14 protein-coding genes are annotated in these 16,388 nt (G+C 64.9%); 6 read left to right on the top strand and 8 right to left on the bottom strand.

Annotated elements, in window-relative coordinates:
* Window position 1 precedes the first annotated feature (1 nt).
* The 8 genes from tagH to tssA form a co-directional block, all read right to left on the bottom strand.
* Window positions 2-1,459 (bottom strand): type VI secretion system-associated FHA domain protein TagH, encoded by a 1,458-nt coding sequence (gene tagH / locus QAZ22_RS29800; protein ID WP_278204486.1) that lies wholly within the window; start codon window positions 1,457-1,459, stop codon window positions 2-4.
* Entirely contained in the window at window positions 1,456-2,538 is a 1,083-nt protein-coding gene (gene tssG / locus QAZ22_RS29795) for a type VI secretion system baseplate subunit TssG (RefSeq protein ID WP_278204485.1), read from the bottom strand. The genes tagH and tssG overlap by 4 nt, the downstream gene beginning before the upstream one ends.
* Complete coding sequence (gene tssF / locus QAZ22_RS29790) at window positions 2,502-4,376, bottom strand: type VI secretion system baseplate subunit TssF (protein WP_278204484.1); 1,875 nt, start codon at window positions 4,374-4,376, stop codon at window positions 2,502-2,504. The genes tssG and tssF overlap by 37 nt, the downstream gene beginning before the upstream one ends.
* 1 nt (window position 4,377) lies before the next feature.
* Window positions 4,378-5,130, bottom strand: coding sequence for a type VI secretion system baseplate subunit TssE (tssE, locus tag QAZ22_RS29785; protein WP_278073550.1), 753 nt, complete (start codon window positions 5,128-5,130; stop codon window positions 4,378-4,380).
* Window positions 5,117-5,566, bottom strand: a complete 450-nt coding sequence (locus tag QAZ22_RS29780; protein ID WP_188131293.1) for an Hcp family type VI secretion system effector — start codon at window positions 5,564-5,566, stop codon at window positions 5,117-5,119. Before QAZ22_RS29780 ends, tssE begins: the two co-directional genes overlap by 14 nt.
* An 82-nt stretch (window positions 5,567-5,648) precedes the next feature.
* Window positions 5,649-7,154, bottom strand: a complete 1,506-nt coding sequence (tssC, locus tag QAZ22_RS29775) for a type VI secretion system contractile sheath large subunit (RefSeq protein ID WP_278073506.1) — start codon at window positions 7,152-7,154, stop codon at window positions 5,649-5,651.
* A 3-nt stretch (window positions 7,155-7,157) separates the two neighbouring features.
* Window positions 7,158-7,694, bottom strand: coding sequence for a type VI secretion system contractile sheath small subunit (tssB, locus tag QAZ22_RS29770; protein ID WP_278073505.1), 537 nt, complete (start codon window positions 7,692-7,694; stop codon window positions 7,158-7,160).
* 5 nt (window positions 7,695-7,699) lie between these two features.
* Window positions 7,700-8,890: a type VI secretion system protein TssA gene (gene tssA, locus QAZ22_RS29765; protein ID WP_278204482.1), complete on the bottom strand. Its 1,191-nt coding sequence runs from the start codon at window positions 8,888-8,890 to the stop codon at window positions 7,700-7,702.
* A gap of 333 nt (window positions 8,891-9,223) precedes the next feature.
* Here tssA and tssH point away from each other — a divergent pair, with 333 nt between their 5' ends.
* From tssH to QAZ22_RS29735, 6 genes are all read left to right on the top strand, one after another.
* Entirely contained in the window at window positions 9,224-12,067 is a 2,844-nt protein-coding gene (tssH, locus tag QAZ22_RS29760) for a type VI secretion system ATPase TssH (protein WP_278204481.1), read from the top strand.
* 89 nt (window positions 12,068-12,156) lie between these two features.
* Window positions 12,157-12,645: a carboxymuconolactone decarboxylase family protein gene (locus QAZ22_RS29755; protein ID WP_278204480.1), complete on the top strand. Its 489-nt coding sequence runs from the start codon at window positions 12,157-12,159 to the stop codon at window positions 12,643-12,645.
* Entirely contained in the window at window positions 12,645-13,502 is an 858-nt protein-coding gene (locus tag QAZ22_RS29750; RefSeq protein WP_278204479.1) for a sigma-70 family RNA polymerase sigma factor, read from the top strand. Before QAZ22_RS29755 ends, QAZ22_RS29750 begins: the two co-directional genes overlap by 1 nt.
* 106 nt (window positions 13,503-13,608) lie before the next feature.
* Entirely contained in the window at window positions 13,609-13,884 is a 276-nt protein-coding gene (locus QAZ22_RS29745) for a hypothetical protein (RefSeq protein WP_278204478.1), read from the top strand.
* A gap of 274 nt (window positions 13,885-14,158) precedes the next feature.
* Complete coding sequence (locus QAZ22_RS29740) at window positions 14,159-15,361, top strand: ABC transporter substrate-binding protein (protein WP_278204477.1); 1,203 nt, start codon at window positions 14,159-14,161, stop codon at window positions 15,359-15,361.
* Between the two features lie 159 nt (window positions 15,362-15,520).
* Entirely contained in the window at window positions 15,521-16,387 is an 867-nt protein-coding gene (locus tag QAZ22_RS29735) for a branched-chain amino acid ABC transporter permease (protein ID WP_278204476.1), read from the top strand.
* The last annotated feature ends 1 nt before the right edge of the window (window position 16,388 follow it).

Here is a 16,388-nt window from a genome sequence, read left to right as displayed (position 1 = left end):
CCTACTCCTCTTCGTAAGCATCCCTGAAGTCCGCGCCGATCTCGCCCAGGAAGCTCGATTCCGCGCTTTGGGCGATGTCGCGATGGCGTTTCTGGTAAAGCTCCCACAGTTTGGCGCTGCGCCCGCCCGAAAGCAGGTTGCCGATCGCGGAATTGGATTTCAGCTCTTCCTCGATCGCGGCCGGATCGAACCGGTCGATCATGCGCCGAAGCGCTGCCTGCACGCCGCGCCAGGCGCGCACATGGTGCTGCGCGAGGTCGCGCACCGCATCGGCGATCGCCGCTTCGCCGGAGAGGAAGCCGGGGCTGCGCTCCGAGATGATGGTGACGATGACGTCCTCGACCGTCGGCAGGAACTTGAGCGGATTGACTTCCGAGGCCCCGACCATCGTCTGGGCGACGCGGGCGCTTCCCTTTTCCTCGGCGCGCTTGCGCAGAAGCTGCATCAAGCCATCCAGCATCAGCCGGTATTCGCGCCCGAACTTCTCCATTTCGGCGACCGCATCGCGGCCGGGAAAATCGGCTTCCTCGACACCCATGCCGCGCAGGAACGCGGCGCGAAGCGCCATCTCCGAGGCAGGGGCCGCGTGTTCCGGGCGGGACGGCTTGGGCGCGGGAGCGGAGCGCGGCGGAGGAGCGGGCTCCGCAGCACGCACCGGCATATCCCAGGGATGGGCGGCCTGCGATTTGTCGGCCAACTGCTCGCCACGGCTAGCCGGATCGGCGCCGTTGGTGGAAGCAGGCGTCGCGGCCGGCCCGAAGCTGAAATCGTCATCGAAGCTGGACGCCTTCGGTGTGGGCTCCGCTGGATCGCTGGGCGGCGGCATGTCGCCGAAGCCGAACGGGTCCGACCGGCTCGCCGCCGCGTCGTCGGTCGAGGCCGGTGTCGCCACCGGGTCGAGGCTGAACGGATCGTCGAAGGCGGGCGAGCTGCGCTGACTCGAGGCGCGGTCATAGGCGCCGGGCACGGGCTGCTCGAACGGGTCCGGCAGATTGGCCGGACGCGGCCGCCGCGGTTCTTCCTCGACCTTGGCCGAAAAGAAGTCGTCGCCGCCGATGCTGGGCGAAGATCGCGGCTGCGGCGGCGGCGACCATGCGGGGGCCGAATGGTTGGCGGCCTGGCCGACCGACGTCTGGCTCGCGTTCGGCTGGACCTCGACATAGAGCACGTAGTCGCCCAACCGCAATCGCATGCCGCTCTGCAGCCGCGTCGACCTGCCGGCGCCGAGGGGGCTGTCCGAATCGTCGATGAAAAGCCCGCTGCTCGAGGTGTCGGTGACGAAGTAGCCGTCGCGGCCGCCGCTGATCTTGCAATGCGCGCGCGAGACGAACATGTCCGGATCGTCGATCTGCCAGCCGGCGTCGGCGCTGCGGCCGATCACCAATTCGCCCTCGTCCAGCCGGGTCTGCCTGACCACTTGCGAGCGCGGGCCTTGTTCCAGGGTCAGCAGCAGGCTCATGCGGCCGCCTCCGCCATTTCCGGCCGCCAGCCGACGATCGTGCGCAGCCTGAGATCGTCGGCGTCTCCCTTTTCGGCGGGGCGCGCGAGCCAGGAGGTCCGGCCAAGCCGGACGGTTCCGATCCTTGGCGGCGGCACGGCGTCGCGCGCAAGCACGATGCGCAAATCGACATCGAGCGCCTCGCCGATCATGTCGCGAACTGCTTTCTTGAAGATGGCGAGGCGCCGCTCGCCGGGCAGGAAGGACTTGAAGTCGTCGAGGCTGAGCGGACCTATGCGCAATTCGATCCGGCTCTGACGGCTGAAGACGCGCGGGCCGATCGTCGCCCCACGCCCGAGCGCCGCATAGGCCTTGCCGACGCGGCTCTGCAGCGCCGCCGGTATGGTGATCCAGGCGGCGACGAATTCCTTGATCTCAACCGGCACCTTGAAGGCCGTAGCGAGAAACAGCGTCAGCCGCTCCGCGCCGTCGACCTGGTTGGCGAGCGACCCGGCCTGGCGCAGCCGCACCGTGTCGAGTTCGGGATCCTGGGTGCCGGGAAGGCCGATCCCCGCCATCGCTTCCAGCATGGCGCGGATGCGTCCGCCGACCGAGCGCTCGACCTGCACCGCCGGATGCGCGTCCGCCCAGGCCCGGTAGTAAAGCGCGATCATGCGATGCTGCAGGATGTTGACGAAGTCGACGAAGGTCGTGTCGCTGGTCTGCTCCGCGTCGGCGCCGGTGAACCAGCGCTGCGACAGCCGGTCGAGCACCCAGCGCGTCAGATGGAGCGGCATCGGTCCTTCAGGTCCGAGGAGTCCCAGATTGGCGACGGTTATCCGCGCCGGGGCCTTTTCGCCCGCCTCCTGGAATTTGACCACGTCCCTGGCCGAAAAGCTCAAGCGCACATGCTGGCCGAGCCGTGCCGGCTCGCGACTGGCCTGGCCGGAATAGCCGAACAGTCCGCCCCTCTGCTCCAGCCGGCGCAGCAGCTCGAAGAAGTCGAAGCCTTCCGACAGCGCGCCGAGTCCCTCAGGCGCGGCCCCGCTCGGGGCGGGCCGCGCTAGATCAGGTAGCGATTGCCGGGCGTCATCGGCCATGGCACATCCTCCTGCTTCTGCAGCAGCCGCGTGCGCGTCCGCACGAAACCGTTTATTCCGGCATGGCGGGCAAACAGCCGCGCAAGCAGGGCCGAAAGCAGCAGCGTGCTTTGCCCCGCCAGCACCGACTGGTCGACATGCAGCGTCACTTCCGTGCCCCGCCCGAAGCACATCGGCCCGTCGATCTTGAGCCGCTCGATGACCGGGCGCGAGTCGATGCGCGTGATCGAATGCACGTTGCGGGCAAGGCTTGGATCGCCGCGATCGGCATAGAGATCGAGCAGCGCATGCAGCGGATCGACACCGCGCCCCTCCTTGGCGAGGCTCAGGAAATTAAGCGAGAGCTGCGCCACCAGCCGCCAGGCGAGATTGTCGGCGCGGGATTCGCCCTCGGCGCCCGCCGGCAGCGAGGCCGGGATCGCCGGCTGCGGCGGCCGCAGTGCGCCGAGCAGCCTGACCGTCTCGACCGGATCGGCCGTCTCCAGCGTCAGCGTCGGTGTGTCGTCCAGGATCGGCAGGTCGCGATTGGTGCAGAGCGCCATCACGTCGAGGCGCTTGAGCGGCCGGTTCGCCGGGCTGCCGGCCGGGCGCGAGACCGCCAGGAAAACGTCGTCGCCGGTGTAGGACGTGCGGGTCAGGCCCTCGCGCCGCTCGTCTTCCGTCGCCCGGCGCGGGCGCCGCTCTGTCGAATAGACCCAGCCGCTGCCGCGATTCTGCCCCAGGCTGAAAAGCTCGGGAATTTGCGCCTCGCCGCCTTCCGCGTCGGCGTCCTCGACCCGGGTGATCCGAAAGACCTCGAAATCCCGCGCCCGGGTGCGGTCGGCGTGCACCACCTGCCGCGTCCTGCGCGGATCGATCTCGATGACGTTGCATTCCCGCTCGAAGAGATTGATGAGCGGCGTCGCGAACAGCTCGAGATCGGCCGGCGTCACATCTGCGAGCTCGGGCACCGGGCGGCGGAACAGGAAGATGATCTCGATCCCCGCCTCGCATTTGCGCACCACCGGCTGCAGTCCGGCGACCCGCACATAGTGGAAGCGCTCCGGGATCATGAAATATTCGCGCAGCAGCCGGTAGCCTTCGAAGGTCGGACGGGTACGCGGCATCAAGGCTTCATCGTCGCGGATGCCGACCATTTCGGGCTCCGGCAAGGCCGAGAGCGGGTTGGTCTTTCCCTCCGCTCGGGCGCCGACTGCCGAGCAGGCGCCGAAGATCGCGTCGAACAGAAGCGGCGCCTTGGCGCGCCCGGCGAAATAGAGGTCGAGACGGTCGAGCGACAGTTCGCTGAGCTTGCCCTTTCCGGTTCGGGCGAGCGCGATGCGAAACGCCGCTTCGCCGCGCACGCCGCCGATCGGCGCGATGCCGGCGGCAGCCAACGCGCTGCGGTCCTGGAAATAGCTGACAGAGGTGATCGAGATCGGCCACAGCGTGACCTCTTGCGCGGTGGTGAAGGTGCAGCGTGTCGAAAGCCCCGGATGCAGCCCGGAAACCAGTCGCGTGCCGCGCGCGACGGCGTGGCCGGCAATCATCGACTGCACCTGCTGGCCGGGTTTCAGCACGGCCATCGCTGTTGCCGGCGCCGGCGTCACCAGGTCCGGATAAAGCACGTCGAGCACGGCGCGCGAGAAGCGCGAGCGCTCGGCGTCCACCTTCAGCCGCGTGCGCGCGGCGAGGAAGGCCACGCCGTCGAGCAGCCGTTCGACATAGGGGTCGGGGCAGGGGACGGTGTCGAGGGAAAGATTGCGGGCGACCGCCGGATGCATGTCGGCGAATTCCGCGGCCAGCGCCCGGATATGGGTCAGTTCTTCTTCGTAATATTCGACGAAGACCCGATCCATCTCAGGTCTCCCGGAATTCGGTTCGCGCCAGGCCGTTGTCGAGATTGATCGTGGTGCGCAGCCGCATGCGTTCGGGCGTCGGCGTCATGATCAGCACGGCATCGATCTCGATCTTCAGACCGACGCTCTTGTCGCCGAGGGTCACATTGACCGTCGTGGCGCTTTCCTTCAGACGCGGCTCGAAAGTTGCGAGCACCGCGCGGATCTCGCGCGCCAAGGTATCGCGGTCGAAATCCCGCGACGAGCGGCCGGAGAAGGACGGCACGCCATAATTGACGACGCTGCGCCGCACTTCCGGGAAATCGGCGAGCGACGGCAATTCGTCCAGTGGCTGCTCGTGCTCGGCGTCGGAGAGCATCGGAACGGATTCAAAACGCTCGGTGTTGAACAGGGCTTCGATGTCGCGCCGGACGGCTTCCCTGAGCACCCGCGCCGACACCACCACGCCGCGGCTTTCGATCTCGGCGCGATGCTCGGTCTGGAAGACAAGCCGGTGCAGGCGCCGCTTCTGGTCGGCCGTCAATTCCGCATCGGCATCGATGGCGCGCGCGCTGCCGGCGAGAAGAGCCTCGACGCGCTCGGCGCCGAGTTCTTCTTCCAGCAGCCGGCGCAGCCCGTCGATCTCCGAGGTCAGCCCGGGCAAGTCGTTGATGAGGCGGTCCCAGAGGGAGGGCTGGACCGCCTCGCGCTTTGCCCGGGAACTGCCGGCAAGCTGCGCTTTCGCACCAGGCCGTTTGGCCTCACTTGCCGACATAGACATCCATTTCGATCTCGTCGTCCTTGTCATAGACGAACTTGATCTTCTTGTAGGCGAAGCTGACTTCTTCCTCGATCAGGTCGGCCTCGTCGTTGGCCTGCCGCATGTCGTATTCCATGATCGAGGCGTCGGTGAGCGTCACCACCAGGTAGTCGCTGGTCTCGCCGTCGATGGTGCGGCGCGCCGAAAACACCACCTCGTCGAGCGCCTTGTTTTCGAACAGCGCCTTCTTCAGGTAGGGAGACGACTTGTCGTAGTGCTTGGTGAATTTGATCATCCCCATCGACACGCGACCGCGCCGCGACAGCGAGTTGGGGTCGTAGGGCGCGATCATCTTGTAGTCGACGCCATGGATCTCGATCTCGTCTTCATGGCCGTCGCGCTTGCTCGGGCCCTTGATGTCCGGGACTTTCAAAAAACCATCGATCTTCATTGTAGGCCCATCCGTTCTCACTGTTGTCGGCATTGTCTTTCTCCACCGCTTTCAAACGAAACAGATCATTATGCTTGCTATTTCAGCCCTTCACTGACGGCAGTTCGGACACCAGCCGGAGCGAGGCATTGATGCCTTCCAGCTGGTAGTGCGGACGCAGATAGAAACGGGCATTGTAGTAACCGGGCCGGCCTTCGACGCTGTCGACCTGAACTTCGGCCGCGGCGAGCGGGCGCTTGGCGCGCGCCTTGTCGTCGGCAAAGGCAGGGTTGGCCAGCACGTACCGGTTGATCCATTCGGTCAACCAGATCTGCATGTCGGTGCGTTCCTTGAACGAGCCGATCTTGTCGCGCGCAATCGCCTTCAGGTAGTGCGCGAAGCGCGAGACGGGGAAAAGGTAGGGCAGGTTGGCGCTGAGCCGCTCGTTCGACTGCGCGTCGGGATCGACCAGACGGCCGGCGCGGGTCTCGTCGTCCTGCAGCGAATGCGCGCCGATGAAGGCCGCAAGGTCGGTGTTCTTCCGGTGCAGGATCGGCATCAGGCCGAGCTTGGCCAATTCCGCCTCGCGCCGGTCGTCGATGGCGACCTCGGTCGGGCACTTCATCGCGATCGACCCGTCATCGGTCGGGAAGGCGTGCACCGGCAGGTTGAGCACCGTGCCGCCATTCTCGACGCCGCGGATCTGCGTGCCCCAGCCATAGAGCTTGTGGCTGCGGTTGATGTTGACCCCCATCGGGAAGGCGGCGTTCATCCAGACATATTTGTTATGATCGCCCCCCACCTCTTCCTCGAAGGTGAATCCCTTCACCGGAACGGTTTCAGTGCCGTAAGGCAGGCGCGCCAGCACACGCGGCATGGTGAGGCCGATATAGCGGGCGTCCTCGCTCTCGCGCAGCGACTGCCACGAGGCATAGGCCGGGTTGTTCACGATCATCGCCAGGTCCTGCGGATTGGGCAGTTCCTGCCAGCTGTCCATGCGGAACAGGCGCGGCGAGGCGGCGGCGATGAAGGGCGTATGCGCCGAGGCGCAGACGCCGGATATGTTGCGCAGCAGGCCGACGTCGCGCGGATGGTTCGAGAATTCGTAGGCGCCGATGATGCAGCCGATCGGCTCGCCGCCCAGCATCGAATACTCGTCCGTGTAGACCTTCTTGAAGATCGGGCTCTGATCCCACATCTGGCCTTCATAGTCTTCGAGCGTGTCGGCCAGCTGCTCCTTGGAGATGTTCATCACCCGGATCTTGAGCTTGGTATCCGTCTCGGTGTTGTTGACGAGGTACCAGAGGCCGCGCCAGGTGCCTTCCATCTCCCGCACTTCTGGCGCGTGCAGGATCTCGTTGACCTGCGTCGTCAGCAACTTGTCGATCCCGGCGATCAGCGACTTGATCGACTTGATCGCATTGGACGAGATGGTCGTGGTCTCGGAGCGCGACTGCGCCGCCAGCGCCAGGTTGCGCACCAACTGCTGCAGCTTCTCGCTGTCGTCCTTCTTGACCTTGAAATCCTTCTCCAGGAGTCCGCTGAATTCGCCGAGATCGATTGCTTCCGCCTCGGCGGTGGCGGCTGCGGTCTTTTGCTGTTCAGCCATGACTTACTCCTCGCCCTTGCCGTCAGCCATCGCCTGGCTGGCGATCTTGCTCAGCAGCGGTTCGTTGTTGAGAAGCTGCGCGATGCGCTTTTCGGCGTCGACGCGGCCGTCCATGAAGCCCAACAGCTCCTCGAGCTGACGGCGCATCTTCAGGATTTCCGCCAGTTGCGGGACCTGCTCGGCGATCTTGTCCGGGGCGAAATCGCCCATCTTGGAGAAGGTGAGATCGACCGCGAGCTCCTCGTCGCGCTCGGCGCCCTCGGCTTGCGGCAGCGTGTTCTTGACCCGCGCCTTAACCCTTGGCCCCATGGCCTCCATGAATTTCGGGAAGCGGTTGGCGTCGGTTTCGACGAAGTTGCGGTCGAGCACCGACTTCACCGCTTCCTTGGTCTGTGAAGCGCCGGATAGATCGGCCATCACGGCCATGACGAACGGCAGTTCGATCGTCGTCGGGCTGCCGTAGGTCTCGACGTCGTAGGCGATCTGCACGCGCGGCGCGCGGTTTCTTTCGATGACCTTCGCTTTGCTCTCTGCTGGCATGCTTGTTACCTTTCATCCTTCTGGGCCGGCTTCTTGGGATCGGGGACACCGGCAAGCAGCCGGAACTCCTTCAGCCCCGACGGGGCGAGATCTTCCATCAGTTCCACGAAATCCATGTGCACCATGCGCCGCACGCGGCGGGCGAGATGCGGTATCGGGCTCGAAGGCTCGGTGCGATCATAGAAAGCGACGACGAGATCGAGGCATTTGACGACGTCGTCGCGCGAGGTGATCCGGTCAGGCAGCCCGACGCCTGGTTCCGCACGGCTTGCGACACTTGCCATCGTTTCGGCCCCCATCGCTTCGGCCCCTTCCGCTCGATGACCGTTTCGGGTAGGCGCTGCCGGTTCCTGCGGGACCGGCTTTGCGGCTCCGTTTCCAGCAGTGCCGGCGGACGAATTCCGCTCCAGCGTCGTCAGCAAACGCTGCAGGAACCGTTTCAATTCCGGGACGGTCGGGCCATTGCCTTCGATACGCTTGTTGAGAGCGGCGTCGACCTCGTCGAGGGCGGCGATCGCCGCGCGGGCGTCGGCGAGCAGCGCGGCCATCGCGTCGCCGGCCTGGTCGATGTGTGCCACGCAGCCGCTGCGCACCCGGTTCAAGAGCTGGCTGTGAGCGGTCGCCAGCGCCGCTTTTTCGGAGGCGCCCAGTCCGGAAGCCGCTTCCTGCAGCATGACGCGCTCGTCGAGCGCGCCCTTTTCCAGGTCGCGTCCGCTGATCGGTCCGACCTGGCGCGGCGAGAAGAAGATCATCTCGCGCAGGTTCGCCAACAGGCCTTCCTGGGCATTCTGGAGGTCGAGCAGGGCATTGATGCGGCGCAAGGCGGCGTCGCGCGGCGGCGCGTTGGCCCGCATTGCCGGATGCATCGTGTCCCAGTACTGGTCGAAGGTCCTGGCGATCAGCGTCAGGCCCTGCGCGAGGCCTGCCAGCCTTTCCTCGTTGGCTAAAGCGCGCGCCACGATGACCAGCAGGCGCAGATCCCGGCCGCGGGGGCGAAGCTCTTCGGCCTTTTCGAGGACGGCCGCCCAGTCGACCGGGCTGGATTGCGAGACAGGCTTGCTGTTGCCGTCGTGGACAACCTTGACTTGCGGTTCGGTCAGACGCTCCAGCTCATGAAAGGCCGGGTCGTTGCGCAAGTCCTCTCCCGACGGATTCTCACCGTTCAGAGGATTCAGCCAGAGTGCGAGATCAATCACACTAACCCCCAGCCAGCGGCCCTGAGACCCCTATGTGACGCAACGTTATCACACGGCCTCACTTTATCACAATTGAGCACTCGCTCAAAAACTAACGGAAGCTAAACGCGACCGTTTTCTTCGGCGAAACCCATTGCGCGATTGTCGGACCGGGTATGTGAAATGGCTCGCATAGCCCGGACAGTAATCCGGTGTTTGTTGGGTGAGTTTGCAAGGCTTGTGTAACCGGGCGGTGCCGCCTGGATGAATCCAAACGCCTTATCCGTCACACGGCTTTGTCAAGCCGCCGCTTATATGGCAGGGTACGGTCGGCAGGTTGCGGGAGCAGGTTCGATGGAACAGCGCCGGTCATCGCAGAGCTTCAAGCGTAAGGAACTGGTCGCAAAGCTCAACGCCACGGGGGTGCGTGCCTTCAAGGCCGCGGCCGACACGGCCAAGCTGCGCGGCAATCCCTATGTCGAGCTCGTCCATTTCATCCAGCAACTGGTGCTGTCCGAGCGCTCGGACGTGCAGATGATCCTTGCCGACGCCGGAGTGGACGCAAGCCGGCTTTCGGCGGATATGACGCGCGCCATCGACAAGCTGCCCTATGGCGCGACCTCGGTGGAGGAATTCTCCGACCATATCTTCCACGCCATCCAGGAAGGCTGGAACCTGGCGACGCTGGAGTTCGGCGTCGAAGAGGTGCGCAGCGCCCACATCCTGCTTGCCTGCCTGAGGACGCCCGTTCTGGAAGGCCTGGTTTCCAAGATCAGCGCCGAGTTCGACAAGATCGATGCGGACGGCGTCGTTTCCCGCTTCGCCGATGTCACCGAAGGCTCGCTCGAAGCCGGCTCAGCTTCCGCCGCAGCCGCCATCGAGACACCGGTGAAGCGCGGCCCGGGCGGGGATTCGGCGCTGGCGAAATACGCCACCGACCTCACCCAGCGCGCCCGCGACGGCAAGATCGATCCGGTCGTCGGCCGCGATCCGGAAATTCGGCAGATCGTCGACATCCTGATGCGACGCCGGCAAAACAACCCGATCCTGACCGGCGAGGCCGGCGTCGGCAAGACGGCGGTGGTCGAGGGTTTCGCGCTCCGCATCGCCCAGGGCGACGTGCCGCCGACGCTGCAGAACGTCAGCGTGCGCATGCTCGATGTCGGGCTGATGCAGGCGGGCGCCAGCGTCAAGGGCGAGTTCGAGAAGCGGCTGAAGGCGGTGATCGACGAGGTGCAGGCCTCCGAGACGCCGATCATCCTGTTCATCGACGAGGCGCACACCCTGATCGGCGCCGGCGGTGCCGCGGGCACCGGCGATGCGGCCAATCTTCTGAAGCCGGCGCTGGCGCGCGGCGAGCTGCGCACGATCGCGGCCACGACCTGGGCCGAATACAAGCAGCATATCGAGAAGGACCCGGCGCTGACTCGCCGCTTCCAGGTGGTCAAGATCGACGAGCCGTCGGAAGCCGTGGCCGTGCTGATGCTGCGCGGCGTCGCCGGCGTTCTGGAGCAGCACCATAAGGTGCAGATCCTGGATGAGGCAATCGAGGCGGCCGTTTCTCTCTCGCACCGCTACATCCCGGCACGGCAATTGCCGGACAAGGCGGTCAGCCTTCTCGACACCGCTTGCGCCCGCGTCGCCGTCTCGCAGCATGCCACGCCCGCCGAGGTCGAGGACATTCTGCGCCGCCGCCAGGCGCTGGAGGTCGAAAGCGGCATCATCGGCCGCGAAGCGGCGATCGGCATCGACGTTGCCGACCGGCAGGCTCGCGTCGACGCCGGATTGGCGGAAACCGAGACGACCTTGGCCGCCGCCCAGGCGCGCTGGGATCGGGAAAAGGCGCTGGTGGCCGAGATTCTCGACCTGCGCGCCAAATTGCGCGGCGAAGGCGTGCCGCTCGATGCGGCTGCGGCCGAGGAGGGCGCCGAGGAAACCGCAGGGGCTGAGCCGCCTGCATCCGGAGCTTCCAAGGCGAAGGCGCCTGAGAACAAGGCGGCTGAAACAAAGCCAGCGAAATCCAAGGGTTCGAAAGCCAAGCCGACCAAGGGCGAGGCGGCCAAAGCCGAGGCGGCCGCTGCGGAGACGATCGCCGAGGGATCGGCGGGTTCAACCGCCGACCTTGCGCGGCTGCGCGAATTGATGGCGGAACTCGCCGCGGCGCAGGGCGAGACACCGCTCATCCTGCCCTCGGTCGATCGCAACGCGGTTGCCGCCGTGGTGCAGGACTGGACCGGCATCCCGACCGGACGCATGCTGTCCAGCCAGACCGAAAAGGCGCTCAGGCTCGCCGCCACCCTGTCCGAGCGGGTGGTCGGCCAGGACCATGCGATGGAAATGATCGCGAAGCGCGTGCAGACCAGCCGCGCCGGCCTCGGCGCCCCGGAAAAGCCGGTCGGCGTGTTCCTGCTCTGCGGTCCGTCCGGCGTCGGCAAGACCGAGACCGCGCTGGCGCTCGCCGAGACGCTCTATGGTGGCGAGCAGAACCTGATCTCGATCAACATGTCCGAGTTCCAGGAAGCGCATACCGTCTCGACGCTGAAGGGCGCGCCGCCCGGCTATGTCGGCTACGGCAAAGGCGGCATCCTGACCGAAGCGGTGCGCCGCAAACCCTATTCGGTGATCCTGCTCGACGAGGTCGAGAAGGCGCACCCGGACGTGCACGAGATATTCTTCCAGGTCTTCGACAAGGGCATGATGGACGACAGCGAGGGCCGGCGCATCGATTTCAAGAACACGCTGATCCTGCTCACTTCGAATGTCGGCTCGGACGTCATCATGGACCGCACGAGGAACGGCACCGTGCGGACCGGGATCGACGACCTCGATACTGCCTTGCGCGCGCCGCTGCTGAAGGTGTTCCCGGCCGCCTTCCTCGGCCGCGTCGTCACCATACCTTACTATCCGCTCTCGGATGCGATGATCGAGGCGATCACCCGCCATCAATTCGGCAAGATCGCGCGGCGGCTGAAGGCAACCAACGATGCCGAACTGGTCATCGGCGACGGTGTCATGGACCTGGTCAAGGCGCGCTGCACCGAGATCGAATCCGGCGGGCGCATGATCGACGCGATCCTCACCAACACGCTGCTGCCGGAGCTGAGCCGCGGCGTGCTCAACCGATCGCTCGAGGGCGCCAAGATAACGAAGGTCACCGTCGGGGCCTCGGCGGAAGGGTTTACGTATTCGTTCGAGTAGGGGGTTTGGGACGCAAAAGATTCGGCGCCATGTCACGTTGGGCGGGTTCTCACTCGTCTTGAGGTCGGAACCAACGAAAGGAACCGACCATGACTGCCAGACTTGACCCCCTTGCCGCCGCCCCGTCGCTGATGAAGGAGTGGCACCGCGCCTCGCTCGCGATTTCTGCCAGCCTCGATCCGGCTCTCGCCGAGCTCATCGAGATCCGCTCTTCCCAGATCAACGGCTGCGCCAACTGCATCAACATGCATACCACCTATGCCCGCGAGCGCGGAGAGACTGAACAGCGTGTCTATCTGCTGGCGGCCTGGCGTGAGGCGCCGTGCTATACCGACCGCGAGCGCGCCGCGCTTGGCTGGACCGAGGCGCTGACGCGGATCAGAGAAGGCCATACGCATGAGGCCGCCTATGAGGCGCTGAAGGACCATTTCACCGAGGAGGAACGGGTGAAGCTCACCCTGATGATCAACATCATCAACGGCTGGAACCGCATCGCGGTCGGCTTCGGCGGCTTTGTCGATCCGGCTGCGGTGAAGGCGGCCAATGCCAAGGCTTCCAACAAGGCGGCCGCTGCTTGATGGCGAAGCCGGCATCCGAGGGTGCGGCGGCGGCATTCGAGCCGCTGCGCCCGAAGCTCATGCGGGTCGCCTACCGCATGCTGGGCTCGGTAGCCGATGCCGAGGATATGGTGCAGGAGGCCTTCATCCGCTGGATGAGGGCCGACCGTGCCGAGGTGCGCGAGCCCGAGGCGTTCCTGCGCCGCACGGTCACGCGCCTCTGCCTCGACCAGCTCAAGTCCGCGCGCCATCAGCGCGAGACCTATGTCGGCTCCTGGCTTCCCGATCCCGTCGTCGAAGACGACGAGGCGGACGACGTCACCTTGCCGCTTATGCTGGCACTGGAGCGCCTGTCGCCGCTCGATCGGGCGGCCTTCCTGCTGCACGACGTGTTCGGGCTGCAATTCGAGGAAGTGGCAACCGAGATCGACCGCGATCCGGCGGCCTGTCGCCAGCTCGCCGCCCGCGCGCGCAGCCATGTCCGCGAGGCGCGGCCGCGTTTCAAGGTCGAGAAAGAGCGTGGCCTCGAGCTTGCCGAGGCCTTCTTCAATGCCTCGCGCAGCGGCGACATGAAGGCGCTCGGCGCCATGCTCAGCGCCGATGTCAGCGCTCATGCGGACGGTGGCGGCAAGCGCCCGGCGGCGATCGCGCCGGTCTTCGGCTACGACGCGGTCATCAAGCAATATGAGACCGTCGTCGCCTGGCTTAGGGACAATCGCTCGCAGCTCGTCCGTTTTGGCTTCATCAACGGGTTGCCGGGTTTCATCACGCTGGAAGCCGACGGCGAGTTGCAGACCACCGCGCTCGACATCGAGGACGGCAAGATCACCGCGATCTATGTGATGCGCAATCCCGACAAGCTGAAGCATCTGCATTAGCAGTCGCAACTGGCCGAGAGACTCTGCAAGCTGCCGACGGAACCTTTGTTCGGCTGGCGATTTTGGCTATATATTTGGGCACCGGATGCCAGAAGGGTTGCTGACGATGACGACGAAAAACCGTGCGATCTCCGCTGCCGTTCTGGCCGCGGCAATTGGCGTGTCCGGTCAGGCGTTGGCCGGCGACCGGCATCATCATCGGCTGGTCGAGCAGGAACGCTACGTTCCGGCCGAAGGCGACCTCATCGACATCCTGTTCGGTGGTCCGCGCTACTATGACGCCATGCTGGTCACCTCGGCGGCGGGCGCCTGCTCCTATCACCGGACCGGACCGGACGCGAACGCGCTGAACAAGATCAACGACCATCATTGCGGAAAATAGCCGCTCTCGCGGTTGTTCCTCGCGCGGCTTGGCCTCGATGAGCCGCGCCCACTTTTGCCCTCTCCATCAACTGCTGATCGGGTGGGCCGAGGCGTGCCCGCCTGTTTTCGGCGGTTGCGCAGCGCGTGGCTCGAACCATCGCACACATCTGCTCCAAATATTGTATACAATAATTAAGAAAGATGTTGACAATCCATCGCGGCCGGTTTCCCTTAGGCTATCCGCGCCATCCAACGAAAAACACAAGGCGCGATAACCAGAAGGGAACCTGCAAATGATCAATCGACGCTCGACTCTGAAATCGATGGTGCTTGGCGCCGTCTCGACCCTGGCCATTGCCGCTTTTGCCATCCCGTCCGCGCAGGCTGGAAACAAGGAGCTGAAGATAGGCTTCGTTGGCGTCACCAGCGGCCCCGCCGCTGCCTGGGGCACGTCCAATGTGCGCTCGATGCAGACGCGCGCCGCCTGGCTCAACGAAAAAGGCGGCGTCAAGATCGGCGACGACACCTACAACATCAACATCGTCACCTTCGACGACCAGAAGGATCCCAAGCGCGCCATCGCCGGCATGGAGAAGATGGCGCAGGAAGGCATCCATTATGTCGTCGGGCCGAATGTCGATGACGGTGCCGCCGCGGTGCGCCCTGTCGCAGAGTCCAACGGCATCATCTATTTCCCCTACGCTTTCCCGAAAGCCCTCTACCAAAAGCCGGCCTCGAATGCCGTGCTGGGCATGATCGCCAACTATCAGTCAGGCCCGGCGATCTACAAATATCTCAAGGAAAACAAGGGCGTGAAGACGATCGCCTTCGTTGCGGCGAACGAATCCGACCCGCTCAGCCAGCGTGACAGCGGCGTCGAGGCGGCCAAGGCGCTCGGCCTCGATATCGTCGCCCAGAACGACACCTACCAGAACGACACCCGCGATTTCACGCCGGTGTTGACGCCGATCGTCGCGCTGAAGCCCGACCTGCTGGTGCTGTCCGGCGTGGCGCCGGCCAACGCGCCGCTGCTCATTCGCGCCGCCCGCGAGCTCGGCTATGAGGGCCTGATCTCGACCGAGACCGCGCAGGACGCCAAGGTGCTGGAGGAGGGGGCCGGCGAATATGCCAACGGTTTCATCTCCGTCGGCGGCGCCTCCACGCCGGAGATCGCCTCCGACGAGATGAAGGAGTTCGTCACCCGCTACACCAAGATGTTCGGCGAGTACAACGACGAGTCCAACACCAAGGTCTACGCGCTGGAATACATTCTCGATACGCTGAAGGCCAATCCCGCCGCCATCAACGACGTCGCGGAATTCAAGAAGACGATGGACACGTTCTCGGCGCCCAACCCCTTCCTGAAGGGCGACGCCAAGCTGAGCTATGTCGGCTCGACCTCCTTCGGCCAGAAGCGTCAGCTCTCCGTGCCGATGGTGGTCAACGAGTATAAGGATGGCGCTTTCCAGACCCTGTTCGTCGGCTCCGTCGACTAACGCATGTCTCCCGAAAGTGGGAACCGGTTTTCGGGACCAAGACATGCGTAAAATCAAAAACCTAAGCCACAAGCTTTAGCGTCAGGTTCCTAAGGTTACTTCCTCCCGCATGCCGGGGTCCGGGCTATGGTCCGGACCCGCGGAAGATCGAAGGTCTCCATGGAACAGGTCATCGCCAACGGATTGTATCTCGGTGCCCAATATGCGCTGATCGCGCTGGGCCTCACCCTGATCTTCGCACTGATGAACGTGCTCAACTTCGCCCACGGGCAGATGTACGTGCTGGGCGGGTTCATCACCTACACAGTCTACGGCCAGCTCGGCCTGCCTTTCGTGGTGGCGCTCTTGGCCTCCGGCGTGACGCTCGCGGTGATCGGCGCGCTGATGGAGAAATTCCTCTTTCGCACCGTCATCAGGCGCAGTCATCGCGAGGAGAGCACCATGCTGCTCGCCGCCGCGACGGCCTTCTTCTTCGACGCCGTCATCCTGCTCATGTTCGGCGAGAAGCAGCGCGGCGTGCCCAAGATCGTCAAGGGCGTCTTCAACCAGGCCGGCATCATCATGCCCTACGACCGACTGGCCGTCGGTGCCCTGGCCATCGTCTTCATCGCCGCTTTCGTCCTCTATATGCAATACAGCCGGGTCGGCCGCGCCATGCGGGCGCTCGCCCAGGACCGTGTCGCGGCCCAGCTGATGGGTGTGCGGGTCGACCGCTATTCGATGATCGGCTTTGCCATGGGCGCCATGCTGGCGGGTATCGTCGGCGGTCTGCTGGTCACGATCACCGGCGTCAATTCCGGCATCGGCGGCCCGATCTCGATCAAGGCTTTCCTGATGGTGATGATCGGCGGCGCCGGCGTGGTTGGCGGCGCGATCGCCGGCGGCTTCATCCTCGGCATGATGGAGTCGGTCGGCCTGACCGTGCTGCGTGAATATGGCGACGTCACCTATCTCGTCATCTTCGCCGCCCTGATGGTGTTCCTGTCGATCCGCCCCAACGGGCTGATGGGCAAGCCGTGGGGTTGAG

Source organism: Mesorhizobium sp. WSM4906 (assembly GCF_029674625.1).
Lineage (GTDB): Bacteria > Pseudomonadota > Alphaproteobacteria > Rhizobiales > Rhizobiaceae > Mesorhizobium.
The sequence above is the reverse complement of the archived record's forward strand: the minus strand, read 5'-3'. Positions and strand labels throughout refer to the sequence as shown.

What these genes read in the sequence shown, in the direction of transcription:
- tssE (WP_278073550.1), bottom strand. Translation starts at nt 5,130, where the DNA reads ATGTCGGCAAGTGAGGCCAAACGGCCTGGTGCGAAAGCGCAGCTTGCC.
- QAZ22_RS29745 (WP_278204478.1), top strand. Translation starts at nt 13,609, where the DNA reads ATGACGACGAAAAACCGTGCGATCTCCGCTGCCGTTCTGGCCGCGGCA.
- tssH (WP_278204481.1), top strand. Translation starts at nt 9,224, where the DNA reads ATGGAACAGCGCCGGTCATCGCAGAGCTTCAAGCGTAAGGAACTGGTC.
- QAZ22_RS29750 (WP_278204479.1), top strand. Translation starts at nt 12,645, where the DNA reads ATGGCGAAGCCGGCATCCGAGGGTGCGGCGGCGGCATTCGAGCCGCTG.
- tssC (WP_278073506.1), bottom strand. Translation starts at nt 7,154, where the DNA reads ATGGCTGAACAGCAAAAGACCGCAGCCGCCACCGCCGAGGCGGAAGCA.
- tssF (WP_278204484.1), bottom strand. Translation starts at nt 4,376, where the DNA reads ATGGATCGGGTCTTCGTCGAATATTACGAAGAAGAACTGACCCATATC.
- QAZ22_RS29755 (WP_278204480.1), top strand. Translation starts at nt 12,157, where the DNA reads ATGACTGCCAGACTTGACCCCCTTGCCGCCGCCCCGTCGCTGATGAAG.
- QAZ22_RS29735 (WP_278204476.1), top strand. Translation starts at nt 15,521, where the DNA reads ATGGAACAGGTCATCGCCAACGGATTGTATCTCGGTGCCCAATATGCG.
- tagH (WP_278204486.1), bottom strand. Translation starts at nt 1,459, where the DNA reads ATGAGCCTGCTGCTGACCCTGGAACAAGGCCCGCGCTCGCAAGTGGTC.
- QAZ22_RS29740 (WP_278204477.1), top strand. Translation starts at nt 14,159, where the DNA reads ATGATCAATCGACGCTCGACTCTGAAATCGATGGTGCTTGGCGCCGTC.
- tssG (WP_278204485.1), bottom strand. Translation starts at nt 2,538, where the DNA reads ATGGCCGATGACGCCCGGCAATCGCTACCTGATCTAGCGCGGCCCGCC.
- QAZ22_RS29780 (WP_188131293.1), bottom strand. Translation starts at nt 5,566, where the DNA reads ATGAAGATCGATGGTTTTTTGAAAGTCCCGGACATCAAGGGCCCGAGC.
- tssB (WP_278073505.1), bottom strand. Translation starts at nt 7,694, where the DNA reads ATGCCAGCAGAGAGCAAAGCGAAGGTCATCGAAAGAAACCGCGCGCCG.